Annotated in this window: 18 protein-coding genes; 4 read left to right on the top strand and 14 right to left on the bottom strand. The window is 72.0% G+C overall.

Annotated elements, in window-relative coordinates; genetic code table 11:
- Nucleotides 1–255: 255 nt before the first annotated feature.
- The 6 genes from Q2K16_RS25305 to Q2K16_RS25280 form a co-directional block, all read right to left on the bottom strand.
- Complete coding sequence (locus tag Q2K16_RS25305) at nt 256–1326, bottom strand: BMP family lipoprotein (protein WP_302746609.1); 1071 nt, start codon at nt 1324–1326, stop codon at nt 256–258.
- Nucleotides 1327–1589: 263 nt separating this feature from the next.
- The gene (locus tag Q2K16_RS25300; RefSeq protein WP_145917841.1) at nt 1590–1931 is read right to left on the bottom strand and encodes a hypothetical protein; all 342 of its coding nucleotides are present in this window, start codon (nt 1929–1931) and stop codon (nt 1590–1592) included.
- A 113-nt stretch (nt 1932–2044) separates the two neighbouring features.
- Nucleotides 2045–3907 (bottom strand): glycoside hydrolase family 13 protein, encoded by a 1863-nt coding sequence (locus Q2K16_RS25295; RefSeq protein WP_302740671.1) that lies wholly within the window; start codon nt 3905–3907, stop codon nt 2045–2047.
- 17 nt (nt 3908–3924) lie between these two features.
- Nucleotides 3925–4734, bottom strand: a complete 810-nt coding sequence (locus Q2K16_RS25290) for a sugar ABC transporter permease (protein WP_302746608.1) — start codon at nt 4732–4734, stop codon at nt 3925–3927.
- Nucleotides 4735–4883: 149 nt separating this feature from the next.
- Nucleotides 4884–6521, bottom strand: a complete 1638-nt coding sequence (locus tag Q2K16_RS25285) for an ABC transporter permease subunit (protein WP_302740670.1) — start codon at nt 6519–6521, stop codon at nt 4884–4886.
- Entirely contained in the window at nt 6521–7774 is a 1254-nt protein-coding gene (locus tag Q2K16_RS25280) for a sugar ABC transporter substrate-binding protein (protein ID WP_302740669.1), read from the bottom strand. The genes Q2K16_RS25285 and Q2K16_RS25280 overlap by 1 nt, the downstream gene beginning before the upstream one ends.
- Nucleotides 7775–7972: 198 nt before the next feature.
- On the opposite strand from Q2K16_RS25280, the gene Q2K16_RS25275 reads away from it, so the two are divergent.
- Together Q2K16_RS25275 and Q2K16_RS25270 are read left to right on the top strand one after the other, a co-directional pair.
- Entirely contained in the window at nt 7973–9037 is a 1065-nt protein-coding gene (locus tag Q2K16_RS25275; RefSeq protein ID WP_302740668.1) for a LacI family DNA-binding transcriptional regulator, read from the top strand.
- Between the two features lie 227 nt (nt 9038–9264).
- Nucleotides 9265–10899: a glycoside hydrolase family 13 protein gene (locus tag Q2K16_RS25270; RefSeq protein ID WP_302740667.1), complete on the top strand. Its 1635-nt coding sequence runs from the start codon at nt 9265–9267 to the stop codon at nt 10897–10899.
- 161 nt (nt 10900–11060) lie between these two features.
- On the opposite strand, the gene Q2K16_RS25265 is transcribed toward Q2K16_RS25270, so the two are convergent.
- The 6 genes from Q2K16_RS25265 to Q2K16_RS25240 all read right to left on the bottom strand — a co-directional run bounded on the left by Q2K16_RS25265 (nt 11061) and on the right by Q2K16_RS25240 (nt 15814).
- Nucleotides 11061–11534 (bottom strand): hypothetical protein, encoded by a 474-nt coding sequence (locus Q2K16_RS25265; RefSeq protein WP_302740666.1) that lies wholly within the window; start codon nt 11532–11534, stop codon nt 11061–11063.
- A 116-nt stretch (nt 11535–11650) separates the two neighbouring features.
- Nucleotides 11651–12019 (bottom strand): GntR family transcriptional regulator, encoded by a 369-nt coding sequence (locus Q2K16_RS25260; RefSeq protein WP_302740665.1) that lies wholly within the window; start codon nt 12017–12019, stop codon nt 11651–11653.
- Nucleotides 12019–12930 carry a YihY/virulence factor BrkB family protein gene (locus tag Q2K16_RS25255; protein ID WP_302746607.1) on the bottom strand — a complete coding sequence of 304 codons (912 nt, stop codon included), beginning with the start codon at nt 12928–12930 and terminating at the stop codon, nt 12019–12021. The genes Q2K16_RS25260 and Q2K16_RS25255 overlap by 1 nt, the downstream gene beginning before the upstream one ends.
- Nucleotides 12931–13094: 164 nt before the next feature.
- Nucleotides 13095–13664 carry a 2'-5' RNA ligase family protein gene (locus Q2K16_RS25250; RefSeq protein WP_302746606.1) on the bottom strand — a complete coding sequence of 190 codons (570 nt, stop codon included), beginning with the start codon at nt 13662–13664 and terminating at the stop codon, nt 13095–13097.
- A gap of 32 nt (nt 13665–13696) precedes the next feature.
- On the bottom strand, nt 13697–14722 hold the full coding sequence (gene trpS / locus Q2K16_RS25245; protein ID WP_302740664.1) for a tryptophan--tRNA ligase: 1026 nt from the start codon (nt 14720–14722) through the stop codon (nt 13697–13699).
- 33 nt (nt 14723–14755) lie between these two features.
- A complete protein-coding gene (locus Q2K16_RS25240) occupies nt 14756–15814 on the bottom strand; it encodes a hemolysin family protein (protein ID WP_302740663.1) in 1059 nt (352 codons plus the stop codon).
- Between the two features lie 229 nt (nt 15815–16043).
- Between Q2K16_RS25240 and galE the strand changes: the two genes are divergently transcribed.
- Nucleotides 16044–16973 (top strand): UDP-glucose 4-epimerase GalE, encoded by a 930-nt coding sequence (gene galE / locus Q2K16_RS25235; protein WP_302746605.1) that lies wholly within the window; start codon nt 16044–16046, stop codon nt 16971–16973.
- Nucleotides 16970–18136: a galactokinase gene (gene galK / locus Q2K16_RS25230; protein ID WP_302740662.1), complete on the top strand. Its 1167-nt coding sequence runs from the start codon at nt 16970–16972 to the stop codon at nt 18134–18136. Before galE ends, galK begins: the two co-directional genes overlap by 4 nt.
- Before the next feature lie 204 nt (nt 18137–18340).
- On the opposite strand, the gene cysN is transcribed toward galK, so the two are convergent.
- Together cysN and cysD are read right to left on the bottom strand one after the other, a co-directional pair.
- Nucleotides 18341–19636 carry a sulfate adenylyltransferase subunit CysN gene (cysN, locus tag Q2K16_RS25225; protein ID WP_302740661.1) on the bottom strand — a complete coding sequence of 432 codons (1296 nt, stop codon included), beginning with the start codon at nt 19634–19636 and terminating at the stop codon, nt 18341–18343.
- Nucleotides 19636–20550, bottom strand: a complete 915-nt coding sequence (gene cysD, locus Q2K16_RS25220) for a sulfate adenylyltransferase subunit CysD (protein WP_302740660.1) — start codon at nt 20548–20550, stop codon at nt 19636–19638. The genes cysN and cysD overlap by 1 nt, the downstream gene beginning before the upstream one ends.
- Nucleotides 20551–20553 lie beyond the last annotated feature (3 nt).

Raw genomic sequence — 20553 nt, 5'->3', positions numbered from 1 at the left:
TGATCGTTGGCGACCAGATCACCGAACCGCTTGGTGATGCCGCGCAGTTCGAGTCTCAGCGCAACCTCCTGGGGTGCGAGCGATGGTGCAGCCTAGCTGCCGGTCGGCCGGTCACCGGGGTGCCGGCCGACCGGTGCGCGGACCGGCCGCCCCGACGCCGTGGGTTGCCCACGTACGCCGGGACGGCCGGTCGTCATGCCTGGTGCCCGCCGGCCGCCGCTGCCGATGATCCCATCGCCGCGGCCGGCACGGCGGTCACTTGGTCGGCTGGGCCTTCGAGGTGACCGTGATGGTGCCGGCGGCGATGTCCGCCTTGAGCTTCTCGACCTCGGCCTTGAGGTCCGCCGGGACCTTGCTGTCGAAGTCGTGGTACGGGGCGATCGACACGCCGTTGTTGGCGAGGTTGCCGACGAAGCCCGGGGTGGCGGCGAGCTTCTCGCCACCGGCGGCCTTGAGCACGGCGTCCTTGACGGCGTCCGGGATGTTCTTGACCACGGTGGTCAGCAGCGCCGCGCAGTCCGGGGTGCTCTCGCAGCCGTCGACGTCGACCCAGACGACCGAGTACTTGCCGCCCGATGCCTTCGCCGCGGCGGTGGTGCCGAGGCCCGCGCCGCCGGCGACCGGCATGACGATGTCCGCGCCCTGGGCGACCAGCGCGTCGGAGACCTTCTTGCCCTCGTCCTGCTTGGCGAAGTCGTTGGTGAAGGAGCCCTTCTGGGTCTCCTTGTTCCAGCCGAGCACCTGGACGTTCTTGCTCTTGGTCTTGTTGTAGTACGCCACGCCGTCGGCGAAGCCGTCCATGAAGATGGTCACCGGCGGGATCGGCAGGCCGCCGTAGGTGCCGACCTTGCCGCTCTTGCTCATCCCGGCGGCCAGGTAGCCGGCCTGGAAGGCGGCCTGGGCGGTGTCGAACTGCATCGGGTAGACGTTCGCCGTGGCCGGGTTCGCGTCCACGATGCCGAACTGCTGGTTCGGGTTCGCGGCGGCGATCTTCTTGGTGGCGTCGGACATCAGGCCACCGACGGCCAGGATGAAGTCGCACTTCTGGTTGACGTACCCGGTCAGGTTGACCTCGTAGTCCGCCTCGGCCTTCGACGCGACGTACTTGATGTCGATGTTGCCGTTGGCCTTCCTGGCCTCCTCCAGGCCCTTCCAGGCGGAGGTGTTGAACGACTTGTCGTCGATGCCGCCGACGTCGGTCACCATGCAGGCGCTGTACTTCTTGTCGCCGCTGCCACCGGCGTCGTTGTCGTCGTCCGGGGCCTCACCACACGCGGCAGCACCCAGCACGAGCCCACCCGCCGCGATGGCAGAGGCGATCCGCATCCCACGCACAGAGCGCAAGACGTCTCCTTCCATTGCTCACCGCCTCGTGCGGTGGCAGCCCTTAAACCGACAGGCGTTGTGCCGCCGGCATCCCACGTTACGGACGGGAGCGTAGCCCCGCGTCCACCCACCGGCCGCCAATCGTGCACGACTGTTGAACGCTCGTTATCCCGGCGTAACCCTGGGGTGGGGCACATCACTCAACGTGCCGGCGTCGACCGGTCCGGTGTCACGAACATCCGTTTCCGGCGACCTCCGCCGGGCTACCGCCAGAACACCGCCACAGCGGCCGTGACCAGGGTCAACCCGATGATCGCCAGGAAGTGGCCACGGGCCACCTGCGCCCGCTTCCGGGAGAAGAAGACCATGACGAAGATGAGCAGGGCCAGCACCAACTTGGTAACAAGCTTCGCGGGGGCCGGCTCGTCCCCGTCGCGCAGCGGCGCGGACAGGCCCACGCCGGTCAGCAACTGGATCACCGAGCCCCAGAGCATGGCCGCGTTGATCCGCAGCCGACCGCTGACGTACTGGGCGACCGCACCGCCGAGCAGCAGCGCGAACCCGATCAGATGGACGTAGAGAAGGACCAGTCGGAGAGCTTCCACGCCGGCCATCCTCCCCCATCAACGACAGTTTGTAGTAGGTGCCCCGCCGGCTGAGTTCAATCCGTGATCTCGCCGCTCCCGCCGGCCGACGTCCCGGGCCGACACGCCACCCGTCAGAGCCGCCAGACCTGGAAGGTCGGGCCGTCGCCGGGCAGGGTGATCCCGCCGTCGGCGGCGGGCCGCAGGGCCGGGGCACCGCCGTGGAGGTTCTCCCCCGCCGGGCCGACGCCGGTGCTCCCGGTGGTCGGCAGCCCGGTCAGCCGCACCGGCGGGCCGGCCGCCCGGCGGGCCAGCACCAGCACCGCGCCGGTGGTCGCCTCGCGCAGGAAGACAAGCGTGTCGGCGTCGGCGTACACCCAGCGCAGGCCGCCGTGCCGCAGCTCCGGGGTGTCCCGGCGCAGCGCCAGCAGCGCCCGGTAGGTGGCGAAGGTGCCGGCGTCGCGTCGCTGCGGGCGGTCCCACGGCATCGGGGTACGCGAGCCCTCGCCGTTACCGCCGGTCAGCCCCCACTCGTCACCGGCGAAGACGACCGGGGTGCCGGGCAGGGTGGCGAGCAGGCCGGCGGCCACCTCCTGCCGGGCCGCGTTCCCGACCACGGTACGGATGCGGGCCGAGTCGTGCGAGCCGAGCAGCTGCCACGAGTGGACGTACGACCGCCAGGAGACCAGCGACCGGAAGCTGTCCATGGTGGCGAGCACCGCGTGCGCGTCCCGCCGCCGCACCCCGCCCGGCGTGCCGAGGAAGTTCGGCAGCGGCGTGCGGCCTTCGGCGTCCCCGGGCTCGGCGCGCAGCCAGGACCAGACCGGGTCGGTGAAGCCGACGTAGTTCATCGTGCCGTGCCAGCCGTCACGGTCCAGGTCACCGGTGTGGTCGTGGCCGTGCTCGGCGAGCAGCAGCCCGTCGGCGCGGGTCTGCGCGACCACCTCCCGCAGCAGCCGCGCCACCTCGTGGGTGTACGCGTCCGCGCCGCGCCGGCCGGTCATGTTGGCCACGTCGACCCGCCAGCCGTCCAGCCCGTACGGCGGGCGCAACCAGCGGCGCAGCAGCGAGTCCGGGTCGGTGGCGAAGCGGCGGCGCAGCTCGGCGCTGCCCCAGTTCAGCTTGGGCAGCGACCGCACCCCGTTCCACGACTCGTAGGTCGACGCCCCGCCGGCGGCCACGTCGAAGTAGTACATCTCCCGCTCCGGGGCGTCGGCGTCGGCCAGGGCGCGGGTGAACCACTCGTGCGCGTCGCCTGTGTGGTTGCTGGTGATGTCGCCGATCAGCCGCCAGCCCCGGGCCCGGACGGCGTCGGCCAGCCGGACCAGCGCCGCGTCCCCGCCGAGCAGCGGGTCGACGCTGTCGAAGCCGGCGGCGTCGTAGCGGTGGTTGGAGCGGGCCGGGAAGATCGGTGTCAGGTAGACGGTGTTGACGCCGAGCCGGTCCAGGTGGTCGAGGCGTTCGGTGACGCCGTCCAGGTCGCCGCCGTAGAACTGGCGGGGGGTCTGCGGGCCGTACCCGATGACCGGGGTGTCCCAGTCGCAGGGGACGGCCCAGTCTGGCGGGGTGCGCCCGTCGGCGGCGGCGGACCTGGCGAACCGGTCGGGGAAGATCTGGTAGATCAGCGCGTCCCGGGCCCAGGCCGGCGGTGGGGCATGGCTGACCAGCTTGAAGTCGCCGTGGTCGGGCACGTCGTGGTCGACCTGGCCGGCGGCGTTGAGCCAGCGGTAGCCGGTCGCCCCGGTGAGCATGAAACGGTAGTTGCTGACCGGGTTGCGGACCTCGACGTCGGCCCGCCACCACACGTCGTGGCCGTCCCGGCGGTCGACGGTGGCCTCGACGAAGCGCGGCTCACCGTCGCCTGTGGTCCGGACGTGCACCTGCCTGACGTCGGCGTCGACGGGTACCCGGACGAAGACCGGCACCCGCTGCCCGAGGGCGGGTTCCTGCTCGGGCACGTACAGCGCCGAGCCGTCGTGGTGCGGTGACAGGGACATGGGGGTGACCTTCCGATTCATCCCTTGACGGCCCCGGCGGTGAGGCCGGAGACGATGTAGCGCTGAAGGAGCTGGAATACCAGCACGGTGGGGACCGCGGTGAGCAGGGTGCCCGCCGCGAAGATGCCGAAGTTGTTGTTCCGCTCTCCCGCCACCAGGCCGAACATGCCTACCGCCAGGGTCTTGGACCCGGTGTCGGTGAGGAACACGTTGGCGATCATGAACTCGTTGATCGTGCCGATGAACGACAGCAGCGCGGTCACCGCCAGGATCGGCGCCACCAGCGGCAGCATGATCCGGAAGAAGACCTGGGCGTGGCTGGCACCGTCCATCGTGGCCGACTCGTCCAGTTCGCGGGGCAGGGTGTCGAAGAACCCCTTCATCAGCCAGGTGTTCATGCCCAGCGCACCGCCCAGGTAGAGCAGGAACAGGCCCCACGGGGTGTTGAAGCCGATCGACGGCCACAGGTCGGTGACCCGGGTGAAGATCAGGAAGATCGCCACGATCGCCAGGAACTGCGGGAACATCTGGATCAGCAGCAGGGTGAGCAGCCCGAACCGCCGCCCCGAGAAGCGCATCCGGGAGAACGCGTACGCCGCCAGCGAGGACAGGAAGATCGACACGAAGCTCGCCCCGCCCGCGATGAGCAGCGAGTTGAGGAACCAGCGGCCGAACTCCGTCCGCTCGAACAGGTCGCCGAAGTTCGTGAGCGACGCCCCGGTGGGCAGCAGTTCGGTCGACGAGAGGGTGCCGAGCGGGTTGAGCGCGGCGGAGAGCACGAACAGGATCGGGAAGAGGCTGAACGCCACCGCCAGCACGCCGACCACGTGCCGCCAGCCGACCTGGGTGAACCACCGGCCCGGACGCCGGCCGCCGCGTACCGCGGCACCCGGCCGACCGGTACGCGAGCCGGCGGCGTCCGACCGGACGGCGGGCGCGGCGGGGGCCGGCGGGCCGGCAGGGTGGGGACGGGTCGTCACGAGTACACCTCCTCCTGCTGGCGGGTGCGCCGGAAGCTGATCGCCGAGACCGTTGCCACGATCGCGAAAATGAAGATCGACACTGCGGCGGCCAGCCCGAACTCGGCGCCCTGCGCGCCAAAGGCCAGCCGGTAGGTGTACGTGATCAGCAGGTCGGTGGCCCCGTTGGTCGGGTTGTCCGGCGCGAACGGGCCACCCTCGGTGGTCAACCAGATCGCGTTGATGTTGTTGAAGTTGTACGCGAACGACGCGATCAGCAGCGGCGAGAGCGCGACCAGCAGCAGCGGCAGGGTGACCGCCCGGAACGACTGCCAGGGCGACGCGCCGTCGACCGAGGTGGCCTCGGTCAGCTCCTTCGGGATCGCCTGGAGCGCGCCCGTGGCCACCAGGAACATGTACGGGTACCCGAGCCAGAGCTGCACCAGCAGCACCGCCAGCCGGGCCGACCAGGCCTCGCCGAACCAGTCGACGCCGAGCCCGAACAGGTTGTTGACCAGGCCGAAGTCGGTGTTGAACATGTCCCGCCAGACCAGCAGCATGGCGAACGACGGCATCGCGTACGGCAGGATCAGCAAGACCCGGTAGAGGTTGGTGCCCCGCATCCGGGGCGAGTGCAGGGCCAGCGCGACCGCCATGCCGAGTCCGAAGGTGAACCCGGTGGAGCCGATCGCGAAGGCGAAGTTCCACAGCAGGGTGCCGAAGAACGGGCCGGAGATGTTCGGGTCGGTGAGCACCCGGGCGAAGTTCTTCAGCCCCACCCCGACCTGCCAGCCCTGGGCGAGCCGCTCGCCGTCGGCGGCGACGAACGCGCCGGCGTCCGGGTCGGCCGTCCAGGTCTTGCCGGTCTCACCGTCGGTGATGCAGTCGCAGCCCCGGTCGTACGCCCGGACGGCCCTGCCCTCGTAGGCGCGGGACAGGCCGTTGGAGCGCACCGCGCCCCCGGGGGTCGGCACCACCAGGGCGGTGATCTCCTCGCTGCGGACGCTTGCCTGGCCGACGGTGAGCACGGTGTAGCCCTTGGCGGCGGTGACCCGGCCGCTGCCGGCGACGGTCACGTCGGCGGCGTCGAGCGGGCGCAGCCCGGCGGCGTCCCCGGCGGAGACCCGGCCGGTCGCCGGGTCGGTGACCAGGAAGACCAGCGGGCCGGTGGCCGGGTCGCCCGTGGTGGCGATGGCGAGGGCGTACTCGGCGGAGCCGGGGACCTGCTTGACCGAGGAACTCTCGATGGCGACGACCGCGTCGGCCTTGGCGCCCCGGTGGCCGTCGCCGAAGTTCGTGAACGCGGTGCTCGCGGTGTAGAGCACGGGGAAGACCTGGAAGGCGATCAGGAAGATCGTTCCTGGCACCAGGTACTTGGCGGGGATGTGCCGGCGGGTCAGGTAGAGGTAGCACAGGCCGACGGTGGTGGCCGCCAGGACGGCGAGACCGCCCCAGAGCCGGGCGGCGACGAGCGGGAAGGCCGCCCAGATCGCGATCCCGGCCACCAGGCCGAGCAGGACCACCTTGACGGCGAGGCCGGTCGCGGTGATCGGCGCGTGCTGGCGCGCGGTACGGGAGGTGTCCGGGGGCCCGGAGCGCGCGGGCCCCCGGCCCGGGGCCTGCGGGGCAGGTCCCGGGCCGGACAGCGTGCTCATTACTTGATCTGACCCGAGATCGTCTTGCCGGCGGCGGTGACGGTCTTCGCCGGGTCGGCACCGCCGATGACGGCGGCCTCGGCCTTGCCGAACGGGTCCCAGATGGCGGCCATGGCCGGGATCGCCGGCAGCACCTGGCCGTCCTTGCCCGCCTCGGAGAACTTGGCCAGATCCGGGTCGGTGCCCTTGACCTGGTCGAACGCGGCGGTCAGCGCCGGCGGGCGGGGCTCGGCCTGGTAGAGCGCCACGGACAGTTCGGGGGTGGTGACGTAGTTGGTGACGAACTCCTGGGCCAGCGCCTTGTTCTTGCCCTTGGCGGCGACGTAGAACGCCTGGACGCCGACGAACGGTTGGGCCGGCTTGCCACCGGCGAAGCCGGGGACGGGGGAGATGTCGTAGGAGATGTTCGCCTTCTTGGCGTCGGCGATCGCCCACGGGCCGGAGACCAGGAAGGCGCACTTCTTACCGGTGAAGGTGGCGATCGAGTTCTCACCGGTGATGGAGCGCTTGAGCGCGCCGTCGCCCTTCTCGCCGAGCTTGCCGATCTTCGTGAACGCCTCGATCGACTCCGGCTTGCCCACGCCCAGGTCCTTCGGGTCGTAGTCGCCGTTGGCGGCGGTGCCGAAGAGGTAGCCGCCGGCCGAGGTGTACAGCGGGTAGATGTGGTACGCATCGCCGTTCTGTCCGGACTGGAGGCAGAGGATCTCGCTGGCCTTCTTCTCGGCCTTGAGCCTCTTGCCGGTGGCGACCAGGTCCTCGATCGTCTTCGGCGCCTCGGGGGCCAGTGCGGTGTTGCGGATCAGCGCGACGTTCTCGGTGGCGTAGGGGACGCCGTAGAGCTGGCCGTTGAAGGTGACCGCCTTGATCGCGGTCTCGTTGAAGCCGGACTTCTGCTCGGCGGCGAGCTGCACCGGGTCGATGGCCCCGTTCTGCACGAGGTTGCCGATCCAGTCGTGCGCGCCGACCACCACGTCCGGGCCGCTGCCCTGCTGGGAGGCGGTGACGAAGTTGGTCTGGAGGTCCTTGGAGACGGCCTGCACCTCGACGGTGACCCCGTTCTCCTGGCCGAACTTCTCGGCGAACGGCTTGAGCGCCGCGGTCCGCTTGTCGTCCGCCCAGATGACGAGCTTGCCGCTCGCGGCCGGGGAGGTGGCCTTGGCGGCCGGTTCGTCCTTGCTGTTGTCGCCGCCGCAACCCGACGCGGCGAGCGCCAGGCCGAGAACGGTGACCACACCCGCGGTACGGATGCGCATCGGTACTCCTGTCGTCATGGCGGGTCGCCGGGGGACGGGCGACCACACCGTGGAAACGCTGAAAGTTCTTGCCAACCGACGCCGGGCAGGCCGCGTCGCTGCTGTCGCGTGTTGCCGGGACGTTAGCAAGAGGTTGCAGGCAATGGAAGGGCTTGCAGAGGTGTACGCAAGAACTTGCCCGTGAGCTACAGTGCCGCCATGCGCGCTCGACTGTCCGACATCGCCCAACAGGCCGAAGTCAGCGAGGCCACGGTGTCGCGGGTGCTCAACGACCGCCCCGGCGTGGCCCCGGAGACCCGGCAGGCCGTACTGACCGCCCTCGACGTGCTCGGCTACGAGCGTCCGGCCCGGCTGCGCAAGCGCAGCGCCGGCCTGGTCGGGCTGGTGGTGCCGGAGCTGGACAACCCGATCTTCCCGGCGTTCGCCCAGGTCATCGAGTCGACGCTGGCGCAGAGCGGGTTCACCCCGGTGCTGTGCACCCAGACCCCGGGCGGGGTCACCGAGGACGAGTACGTGGAGATGCTGCTCGACAGGCAGGTCTCCGGCATCGTCTTCGTCTCCGGCCTGCACGCCGACACGGCGGCCAACCACGACCGGTACCGCGCGCTGATCGCCAGGCCGCTGCCGGTCGTCATGATCAACGGATACGCCCCCGGCATCGCCGCGCCCTTCGTCTCCTGCGACGACCGGGAGGCCACCGAGCTGGCCGTGGCGCACCTGGTCGCGCTCGGGCACCGGCAGATCGGGCTGATCACCGGGCCGGACCGGTTCGTGCCCGTGCAACGCCGGGTGGCCGGCTTCCGGGCCGCGATGACCCGGCTCGGCTCCACCGGCGACGAGTTGGACGCGCTCGCCGAGCTGTCGCTGTTCGGCGTCGAGGGCGGCGAGGCCGCCGCCGGCCGGCTGATCGAACGCGGGGTCACCGGGATCGTCTGCGGCTCCGACCTGATGGCGCTCGGCGCGGTCCGGGCCGCCCGCCAGCGCGGCATGTCCGTCCCGGGCGACCTGTCGGTGGTCGGCTACGACGACTCACCGCTGATGGCCTTCACCGACCCACCGCTGACCACCATGCGGCAGCCGGTGGCCGCGATGGCGGTGGCCGCCGTCCGGGCCCTGGTCGACGAGATCAACGGGCACGCCGCGCCGCACTCGGAGTACCTGTTCCGCCCGGAGCTGGTGGTACGCGGGTCGACCGCCGTGGTACGCCCCGCAGGCGCCGGCCGGCAACGCCCGGCGCCGCCCGCCCTCGCCGTCCCCGCCTGAACCCCCGCCGCCTGCCGGCCCGCGCTCCCCGTCGACCGGGTCCCGCCTCCCGGTGGAGGGGACGCGCCAGTTGACGACCCGCCCTGGCCACCGGTGACGGACGTCATTTCTTGCGCAAGGCATGCTTGACTCTTGCAGCATCTTGCCGGCATTCTCTCCACACCCGCGTCCGTCACCCACCGCCGCACGGGTACCGCCGTCCCGCCACAGAACGGGGATCTCCGCCCATGACCGCCACCGACCCCACGCCGCTGGCCTCCGACGACGACTGGTGGCGCGCCGCGGTCGTCTACCAGGTGTACGTCCGCAGCTTCGCCGACTCCGACGGCGACGGTGTGGGCGATCTCGGGGGCATCCGGCAGCGGCTGCCCTACCTGCGCGACCTCGGGGTGGACGCGCTCTGGCTCACCCCGTTCTACACCTCGCCGCAGATCGACGCCGGCTACGACGTGGCCGACTACCGCGACGTCGACCCGCTCTTCGGCGACCTCGCCGACTTCGACGCCATGATCACCGACGCGCACGCGCTGGGCCTGCGGATCATCGTGGACCTGGTGCCCAACCACACCTCCAGCGCGCACCCCTGGTTCACCGCCGCCCTCGCCGCCGGCCCCGGCTCCCCCGAGCGGGAGCGTTACCTGTTCGCCGACGGCCGGGGCGTCGACGGCGAACTGCCCCCCAACGACTGGGAGAGCATCTTCGGCGGCCCCGCCTGGACCCGGCTGCCGGACGGCCAGTGGTACCTGCACCTGTTCGACCCGGCCCAGCCCGACCTGAACTGGCGGCACCCGCAGGTACGCGCCGAATTCGAGGACGTGCTGCGGTTCTGGCTCGACCGGGGCGTCGACGGGTTCCGCATCGACGTGGCCCACGGGATGATCAAGGCCGAGGGGCTGCCGGACGTCGGCTTCAGCTCGATGACCACCGGCCGCCGTCAGTCGGAGCTGCTCGGCAAGGGCCGGCTGCCCTACTTCGACCAGGACGAGGTGCACGACATCTACCGCGCCTGGCGGCCCATCCTGGACAGCTACCCCGGCGGCCGGATGGCGGTGGCCGAGGCGTGGGCGGAGACCCCGCAGCGGCTCGCCCGCTACATCGGCCCGGACGAACTGCACCAGGCGTTCAGCTTCGACTTCCTCGACGCCACCTGGTCGGCCGACTCGTTCCGCAAGGTGATCGACACCGCGCTGGCCGAGTCGACGATCGTCGGTGCGCCGACCACCTGGGTGCTGTCCAACCACGACCGGCAGCGGCACGTCACCCGGTACGGCGACGGCGAGGTCGGCCTGCGCCGGGCCCGTGCCGCCGCCCTGCTGATGCTGGCCCTGCCCGGCTCCACCTACCTCTACCAGGGCGAGGAACTGGGCCTGCCGGAGGTGCTGGACCTGCCCGACGCGCTCCGGCAGGACCCGGCGTTCCTGCGTACCGGGGAGAGCCGCGACGGCTGCCGGGTGCCGATCCCGTGGGGCGGCGAGCTGCCCCCGTACGGCTTCGGGCCGGAGAGCAGCGAGCTGAGCTGGCTGCCGGCCCCGGCCACCTGGCGGGCCCTCTCGGTGGCCGCCCAGACCGGGACGCCCGGCTCGACGCTGGAGCTGTACCGGGCCGCGCTGCGGGTCCGGCGCACGCACCCGGCGCTGTCGGCCACCGCCGGTCCGGTGGTCTGGCAGGAGGCCGGGCCCGGGGTGCTGGCGTTCCGCCGCGACGCCGACGACGCCGCGTTGACCTGCGTGGTCAACCTCAGCGGCGCCCCGGTCCGGATCGACGGGTACGGCCGACCCCTGGTGGCCAGCGCCGACCTCACCGAGCAGGACGCCGGACACGTCCTGCCGGTGGACGCAGCCGCGTGGTTCGAACGGCGCTGAGCCGGGTAACCCGCCTTTGACCTGGTCGTCCGTTGTGCCCCGCGCCGACGGGCGGCTGGGCTGCCGACCCCTTGTGGTGGGGGGTGAAGGTGGCACCGGCGTTCCGGGAGGTCCGCTTCCCGGACGCCGGTGCGCCACCGCGTACCGGCATCGCCGACCGGTCAACGCCCGCGCAGCAGCCCCGCGATCCGCCCGAAGCCCGCCCGCACCTGCGCCTCGGTCGGTACGGGCGGCGGCTGCGGCAGGTCGGCCCGGGTGACCGCCGCGTCCTCCTGCTCGTCGAGGACGTCCTGCTCGTCGAGGACGTCCTGCTCGTCGAGGACGTCGTCGAAGTCGCCGTAGAGGTCGGCCGCCTCGATCCGGGCCTCCTCGTCGGCGGCGGCGAGCTGCGACGCGGCGATCTCCTGGCGGATCTCCCCGGGCGACAGCGCCGGCACCAGCGGTTCGACCACCGCCATGAACTGTTCGTCGGCCACCACCGCCTCGGCCAGGGCCAGCGCGTGCGGTCGCTCGTAGGGTCCGCAGACCACGGGTTCCCACTCGGCCGGATCGGCGAGCGGGCCGAACGTGATGATCCAGGGCAGGGTGAGCAGCGGCGAGTCGTCCGGCAGGTCCAGCGTCACGAGTGCGCCCACCGGCTCATCATGGTCGTTCCGGCCGGCGCATTGGGCGGCATTTGCCCCATTCATCTTTTCCGACGACTGCCGCCATCCCGGAAACGGCGCGGGCCGGGCCGGAAGCGGGTGCGGGCTCAGGCCGGGGGTGACCCGCCCAGCGCGGCGCGGACCAGCGCCAACGCCCGCTCCGGCGGCACGCCCAACCGGGTCGCCTCCTCGGCGTAGCGGGCCGCCGCCCGCTGCAACCGGTCGACCGCGTCGTCCCGCCCGGGGGCGACGAAGCTGCCGTGCCGCCCCCGGGTCTGCACCAGCCCGGCCGACTCCAGCTCCCGGTAGGCGCGGGCCACCGTGTTCACCGCCAACCCCAGCTCGGCGGCGAACTGCCGGACCGGGGCCAGCCGGGTGCCGACCGCCAGCCGGCCATCGCCGATCATCGCGGCGAGCTGCGCCCGCACCTGCTCGTACGGGGGCACCGGGGAGCTCGGATCGATCTCGACAGGCATCAGCCCGCCCCTCCCGGCGTACCCGGATCGGTTTCGGTGTCGACGTCGGCCTCGACGTTGACCTGCCGCATCACCGCCCCCTCCGACAGGTCGACCACCCGGCCGTGCCGGCTGGTGGCGGCCAGCGCCGCGCCGAAGAGCACCAACTGGTTGAGCAGGTAGAGGTAGAGCAGCACGGCCACCGCGCCGGCCACCACGGCGTACGCCGGATTCCGCTCGGTGCGCACGATGTAGAACCGGCCGACCGTGTTGAGCAGGGTGATCCCGACCGCGACCAGCAGCACCACCGGGCGCAGTCGGCGGCGGCTCATCCGCAGCCGGGGCACCGCCACCAGCAGCGCCGTCGCCAGCACCGCGTTGACCAGCACGCTGAGCACCGCGCTGATGGTGGTCAGTCCCACCGAGCCGGTGGCCCGCAGCAGGAACCGCAGCACCGACTCCAACGCGTCCACCGCCGCCACCGAGATGCCCAGCATGACGAAGACCAGCAGCAGCACACCCAGGTCCACCAGCCGGCGGACCACCAGGTTGCCCGGCTGCTGGTTGAAGCCGTACATCAGCCGCTGCGACGACCGGATCGCCTCCACCCAGCCGATCCCGGTGAAGAACAGGATGACCAGGCCCACCACCCCGACCGCGTTGCTGCTCTCGGCGATCTGCTGCGGGTCGAGGAAGGGCAGGTTGTCCCGCAGGAACTCCGCCACCGCGTCGGAGACCTCGTCGTTGTCCTCCAGGATCGCCCCGAACACCGAGTACGCGACCAGGGCGAGGGCGAACACGGCGAAGAAGCCGTAGTAGGCGATGGCGGCGGCCAACCGCCCGCCCAGCACCTCGCCGTAGAGGTCCACCGCCCGCCAGAGGTGGTCGAGCCGGGGCCACCGGTGCCGGGCCACGGTGAACCGGCGGTCGATACCGGCCGTCCACCGGCCCCACGCGTCCACCACGTCATCCTCGCCGATCTGTCGTCACCGGTGCCGGCCAACCGGCGGTCGGCGGGAGCGGGTGCCGGCCACCAGCGTGCCACCGGCGGGCGGGGTGCCGCACCGGGGGCCCCTCCGAGCGGCCACGGAACGGGTCAGCCGCCGAGCCGGAAGTCCCGGCGCGGCTGCCACCGGGTCTCACCGCTGTGCGAGAAGAGGGTGAAGCCCTCCACCTCGAACATCGCCGAGAAGTCGGCGAGATCCTCGTACGCCCGGTCCAGCGCCTCCGGGGCGACGTCCTGCGCCACGGTGACGTGCGGGTGGTACGGGAAGCGCAGTTCCCGGTGCAGGTGCGGGGCGGCGCTGATGGCGGCGGCGAGCAGCTCGCACTCGCTGATCCCGGCCGCGACCGCGACGAAGACCACCTGGGTCACCGGCCGGAACGTGCCGGTGCCCCGCAGGTGCAGGGTGAACGGCAGGTGGGCGGCGGCCACCTCGGCCAGGTGCGCCTCGACCGACTCCAGCGCGGCCAGCGGGATCTCGGTCGGACCGAGCAGGGTCACGTGCGCCGGGACGACCTGTGGGTCACCCGTCTGCATCCGGCGTCGGGTGAGCAGCCCGCCCCACGGCTCCGGGATGTCCACCGCGATCCCGATCTGGATGGTGTCGCCGGCCGCCGGTACCCCGTCGCTGCGATCCACGCTCCGCGCCACCCCTCCGGCCATCGTCTCGACCCGTACCGCCGACCCGCCCACCGTTACGCCACGGGGGCCGACGCCAGGAACCCGACCCGCTCGTACGCTGTGCGCAGCGTCGGCACGGTGACCGCGCGGGCCTTCTCCACCCCGTCGGCGAGCAGCTTGTCGAGCTGCGCGGGGTCGTCGAGGTAGGCCCGGGTGCGTTCCTGGATCGGGGTGACGAACTCGCGGACCACCTCGCCCAGCTCCTTCTTGAGATCGCCGTAGCCCCGGCCCGCGTACGCGGCCACCAGGTCGTCGATGCTCCGGCCGGACAGGGCGGAGTGGATGGTGAGCAGGTTGGACACCCCGGGCTTGGTCTCGGTGTCGAAGACGATCTCCCGGCCGGTGTCGGTGACCGCCGAGCGGATCTTCTTGGCCGAGCGGGCCGGATCCTCCAGCAGGTCGATGATGCCGGCCGGGGAGGACGACGACTTCGACATCTTCGCCGTCGGCTCCTGGAGGTCGGTGATCTTGGCAGTGTCCTTCACGATGTGCGGGGCGGGCACCGTGAAGGTCGGCCCGAACAGCGAGTTGAACCGCTGGGCCAGATCCCGGGAGAGCTCCAGGTGCTGCCGCTGGTCCTCGCCGACCGGCACCGCGTCGGCCTGGTAGAGCAGGATGTCGGCGGCCTGGAGGATCGGGTACGTGAACAGGCCGACGCTGGAACGTTCGCTGCCCTGCTTCTGCGACTTGTCCTTGAACTGGGTCATCCGGCTCGCCTCACCGAACCCGGTGATGCAGCCCAGCACCCACGCCAATTGCGCGTGCTCGGGCACCTGCGACTGGACGAACAGGGCACTGCGCTCCGGGTCGATGCCGACCGCGAGCAACTGCGCGGCGGCCACCCGGGTGCGCTGGCGCAGCACCGCCGGATCGTGCCCGGCGGTGATCGCGTGCAGGTCGACCACGCAGTAGAACGCCTCGTGGGTGTCCTGCAACGCCACCCAGTGCCGCACCGCGCCCAGGTAGTTGCCGAGGTGGAACGAATCGGCCGTCGGCTGGATGCCGGAGAAGACGCGGGGGCGGGCGGGAGCGTCGGACATGCCGGCAATTCTGTCAGCAACCCCCGGCGTCCGTCATGACGGGCCGGCGGGTCGACTCGCCGCCGGTTCCGCCGGGGCGGTGACCTCGCCCACCGGCGTCCGCGTCGCCGCTACGTCGACAGGTGTCGCGGCGGTGGCCCCCCGGCGCGGCTCCGGCAGGCGGGCGGCGGAGACCGCGACCCGGGACACCCGACGGCCGTCGAGGGCGAGCACCCGCAACAGCCACCCGTCGGCAGGGGACGGATCGTCTCCCGAGGTGACCGGGACCTCGTCGCCGGCCACCGGGAGCCGGCCGAGCGCCGCCATCACGTACCCGCCGACCGTCTCGTACGGGCCGGCGGGCAGCGGCACCCCGGTCCGCTCGGCGAAGTCGGCCAGGTTGAGCCGACCGTCGACCACGGCGGGCAGGCCGGCCGACGCCGGCTCGGGTGGGCCGGCGTACTCGTCGTGGATCTCCCCGACCAGTTCCTCGATCAGGTCCTCGCAGGTCACGATGCCGGCGGTGCCACCGTACTCGTCGACCACCACGGCGAGGTGGTGGCCCTCGCGGCGCATCTCGGTCAGCGCGGCGAGCACCCGCTTGCTGCCGGGCAGCCGCTTGACCTCCCGGCTCAGCCGGCCCACCGTGGTCGCCGGGTCCAGGTCGGGGCGCATCAGCACGTCCCGCAGGTGGACGAAGCCGACCACGTCGTCGTGGGTGCCGTCGACCACCGGGTACCGGGTGTGCGGGTCGATCCGGACGAGGCGCTCGGCCTCGGCGAGTGTCAGCCCGGCGGCGAGGAAGACCACCTCGGTGCGGGGCATCATCACCTCGCGCACCAGGCTGGCCCCGGCGACGAGCACCTCGTCGATGATCCGCCGTTCGTCCGGGTCGAGGACGGTGTTCGCGGCGACCAGGTCACGCAGCTCGTGCTCGCTGATCCGTTCCCGGCCGGCGGTGGGGCTGGCCCCGAGCAGGTCGGTGACGAGCCGGGTGGCGCCGTCGGCGGCCCGGACGACCAGCCGCGCGATACTGCGCGCCACCGGCCCGGGTACGCGTCGGCTCCGCCCCGGCGCGCGTCTCCGGGGCCCGGGACCACCCGCCTCCCGCATGGAAGTGATGGTAGGGCCGGTGGACCGGGCCGGTGGGCAATGTGCGGATCTGTTCAATCATGAAGGTTCATGATGGGATGGGGGCGACCCCCATGACGCACAGCGCGGCGACAGGGCCCGGCCGTAGGGTGATCACGAACGGCCGCAGCGGGCGCGGCCAGGCAGGAGGACCGACGTGAAACTGCTCGTCACCGGCGGTGCCGGCTACATCGGCAGCGTGGTGACCCGGATGCTGCTCGACGCCGGCCACCGGGTGACCGTCCTGGACGACCTGCGCACCGGGCACCGGGCGGCACTCGCCCCCGACGCCACCCACGTCGAGCTGCCCGTGCACGAGGCCGCCCGGGTGCTCACCCCCGACGCCGGCTTCGACGGGGTGCTGCACTTCGCCGCGCTGATCGCCGCCGGCGAGTCGATGGTCCACCCCGAGCGGTACTGGCACGCCAACACGGTCAGCTCGATCGCGCTGATCGACGCCGTCCGGGCCGCCCGGGTGCCCCGCCTGGTCTTCTCCTCCACCGCCGCCGTCTACGGCAACCCGGTCGAGCTGCCCATCCCGGAAACCGCCGTCAAGGCCCCCACCAACACGTACGGCGCCACCAAGCTCGCCGTCGACCTGGTGCTCACCTCCGAGGCGACCGCACACGACCTGGCCGCCGTGTCGCTGCGCTACTTCAACGTCGCCGGGGCGTACCTGCGCGACGGCCTCGCCATCGGCGAACGGCACGACCCGGAGACCCACCTCATCCCCATCGCCCTCGACGTTGCCGCCGGCCGCCGGGAGAAGCTCCAGCTCTTCGGCGACGACTACCCCACCGTCGACGGCACCTGCGTGCGCGACTACATCCACGTGGAGGACCTGGCCCGCGCCCACCTGTTGGCGCTCACCGCCGCCGTGCCCGGCCGGCACCGCATCTACAACCTCGGCAACGGCAGCGGCTTCACCAACCGGCAGGTCGTCGACGTGGTCCGCGAGGTCACCGGCCAGCCGGTGCCGGTCGAGACCGCCCCCCGGCGCGAGGGCGACCCGGCCGAACTCGTCGCCTCCTCGGCGCTGGCCCGCCAGGAACTGGGCTGGATGCCCGAGAAGGCCACCCTCACCGACATGGTCGGCGACGCCTGGGCGTTCTACCGCGCGCACGTGCTGGAGCAGTCGTGACGGGCCGGCCCGACGTCGCCGACCGCGCCACCGCCGGCTTCTCCTGCGGGTACGACGCGACGCCCGCCGGACGCTGGGCGGCACCCGGACGGGTCAACCTGATCGGCGAGCACACCGACTACAACGACGGGTTCGTGCTCCCCTTCGCCCTGCCGCTGCGTACCGTGGTCGCCGCCGACCCGCAGCCCGGCGAACGCTGGACGGTCCGCTCGGAGATCGCCGACCGGCCCGTCGACTTCGGGGCCGCCGAGGCCGACTCCCCCGGTCGGGTCACCGGCTGGGGCGGCTACGTCGCCGGGGTGGTCTGGGCCCTGCGCGGGGCCGGGTACGCCGTCCCCGGCGCCCGGCTGGCCATCGCCTCGGACGTGCCGCTCGGCTCCGGGCTCTCCTCCTCGGCGGCCCTGGAGGCGGCGGTGCTCGCCGCCCTGGCCGACCTGGGCGGGCTGGACCTGCCCGCCGAGCGCCGGCCCCGGCTGGCCCAGCGCGCCGAGAACGGCTACGTCGGTGCGCCGACCGGCATCATGGACCAGTCGGCGGTGATCCGCTGCCGCGCCGGCCACGCCCTGTTCCTCGACTGCCGGGACGAATCCGTCGACCACGTCCCGTTCGACCTCGACGCCGCCGGCCTGGCCATCCTGGTGATCGACAGTCGCGCACCGCACCGGCACGCCGACGGCGAGTACGCCTCCCGCCGCGCCGCCTGCGAACGGGCCGCCGACCTGCTCGACGTGCCCGCCCTGCGCGACGTGCCGGTCGCCGACCTCGACGCCGCGCTGGGCCGGCTGCCCGACGACGAGACCCGACGCCGGGTCCGGCACGTGGTCACCGAGAACCAGCGGGTGCTCGACACCGTCGCCCTGCTGCGCGCCGGCCGGGTCGCCGGGATCGGGCCGCTGCTGACCGCCTCGCACGCCTCCATGCGGGACGACTTCGCGATCACCGTCCCCGAGGTCGACACCGCCGTCGAGGCGGCGCTCGCGGCCGGCGCGCTCGGTGCCCGGATGACCGGTGGCGGCTTCGGCGGCTGCGTGCTCGCCCTGGTCGAGGCGGCGGCTGCGGAACCGGTGGCGGCAGCCGTCCGGGCCGCCTACGCCGACCGCGGCTTCGCCGCCCCCGACGCCCGCACCGTCCTCCCCGCCCCCGGCGCCACCCGCCTCCCCTGACCTGTCCCCTGCCGCTCCGGTCCCGCCCCGCGCCCGGTCCCGCCCCGCCCCGCCCCGCCCCGTCGGCTCTCGGTGATCAAGAGGCTTGCGTCACCCCGCCAGCGGAACCTGACCCGAACCTCTTGATCAGGAAGCCACGGCGGGACGGCCGGGCTCGTCGGCGTGCCGGGGCGCGGCGGCAGCGGGAGGGAGCGGGTGGGTGGGTCAGGCGGTGTCGACGATCATGCCGGCGGCCACGGTTCGGTTGGTGGCCTCGTCGATGACGATGAAGCCGCCCGTGGTGCGGTTGCGGCGGTACTCGTCGGCCAGCAGCGGCACGGTGGTCCGCAGCCGGACCCGGCCGATCTCGTTGAGTCGCAGTTCGCTTGCGGTTTCGTCCCGGTGCAGCGTGTTGACGTCGAGCCGGTAGTACAGACCGCGCACGATCGTCCGCGCCGAACGCGTGGTGTGCTTGATGGTGTACTTGCCGCCGACCTGGAGCGGGCGGGTCTCGTCCATCCAGCAGACCATCGCCTCGATGTCCTGCGAGACGGTCGGGGCGTTGTTCGGCCGGCAGATCATGTCGCCGCGCGAGATGTCGATTTCGTCGTCGAGGCGGACGGTGACCGACATCGGGGGGAACGCCTCGTCGACCGGGCCGTCGGCGGTGTCGATGGCGGCGATGCGGCTGGTGAACCCCGAGGGCAGGACCATCACCTCGTCGCCGGGCTTGAGCACCCCGGAGGCGACCTGACCAGCGTAGCCCCGGTAGTCGGTGACCGTGGTGGACTGCGGGCGGATCACGTACTGCACCGGGAACCGGACGTCGACCAGGTTGCGGTCCGAGGCGATGTGCACGTGCTCCAGATGGTGCAGCAACGACGGACCCTCGTACCACGGCATGTTCTCCGACCGGGCGGCGATGTTGTCGCCCTGGAGCGCCGACACCGGGATCACCGCGAGGTCGGGCACGTCGAGTTTCGCCGCGAAGGCGGTGAACTCGTCGGCGATGCGTTCGAAGACCTCCTGGGAGAAGTCGACCAGGTCCATCTTGTTGACGCACAGCACCAGGTGCGGCACCCGCAACAGCGAGCACAGGAACGCGTGCCGCCGCGACTGCTCCACCAACCCCTTACGCGCATCCACCAGGATCAACGCCAGGTCGGCCGTGGACGCGCCGGTGACCATGTTGCGGGTGTACTGGGTGTGCCCGGGGGTGTCGGCGATGATGAACTTGCGCCGGGGCGTGGCGAAGTACCGGTACGCCACGTCGATCGTGATGCCCTGCTCCCGCTCGGCCCGCAGACCGTCGGTGAGCAACGCCAGATTGGTGTACTCGTCACCCCGGGCCGCGCTGACCGCCTCCACCGCCGCCAACTGGTCGGTGAACAACGACTTCGTGTCGTACAGCAACCGACCGATCAGCGTCGACTTACCGTCGTCCACACTCCCCGCCGTGGCGAACCGCAGCAGATCCATCGGCCGGGCCTCGACCTCGGGCGACACCGTCTCGGCGCTCATCAGAAGTAGCCCTCCCGCTTGCGGTCCTCCATCGCGGCCTCGCTGACCCGGTCGTCGCCCCGGGTCGCCCCCCGCTCGGTGATCCGCGTCGCGGCCACCTCGTCGATCACCTTCTCCACCGTGTCCGCGTCCGAACGCACCGCCGCCGTGCACGAGGCGTCACCCACCGTCCGGTACCGCACCCGGGCCTTGAACCGCTGCTCACCGGCCCGGGGGGTGAAGAACTCGTTGACGGCGTAGAGCATGCCGTCGCGTTCGACGACCTCCCGGTCGTGCGCGTAGTAGATCGACGGCAACGGCACCCGCTCCCGGGCGATGTAATGCCAGATGTCCAACTCGGTCCAGTTCGACAACGGAAACACCCGGATCGACTCACCCGGATGATGCCGACCGTTGTACAACGACCACAACTCCGGCCGCTGGTTCTTCGGATCCCACTGCCCGAACTCGTCCCGGAACGAGAACACCCGCTCCTTCGCCCGCGCCTTCTCCTCGTCCCGCCGCGCCCCACCGAACAACGCATCGAACCGGTGCTTCTCCACCGCGTCCAACAACACAGGCGTCTGGATCCGGTTCCGCATCCCGTCGGCCGACTCGCGGACCGTCCCGGCCGCCAGGGCGTCGGGCACGCTCGCCACGACGAGGTGCAGGCCCAGCTCGGCGACCCGCTGGTCGCGGTAGTCGAGCACCTCCGGGAAGTTGTGCCCGGTGTCGACGTGCATCACCGGGAACGGGATGTTGGCCGGGGCGAACGCCTTCTGCGCCAGCCGCAACATCACGATCGAGTCCTTGCCACCGGAGAAGAGCAGCACCGGCCGCTCCATCTCGGCGACCACCTCACGCATCACGAAGATGCTCTCCGCCTCCAACTCGTCGAGGTGGGAGACCTGGTAGAAGCGGCCGGGGGCGGTCATGCC

Origin of the sequence: Micromonospora cynarisoli (assembly GCF_030518815.1) — a bacterium.
Classification (GTDB): domain Bacteria; phylum Actinomycetota; class Actinomycetes; order Mycobacteriales; family Micromonosporaceae; genus Micromonospora; species Micromonospora wenchangensis.
The sequence above is the reverse complement of the archived record's forward strand: the minus strand, read 5'-3'. Positions and strand labels throughout refer to the sequence as shown.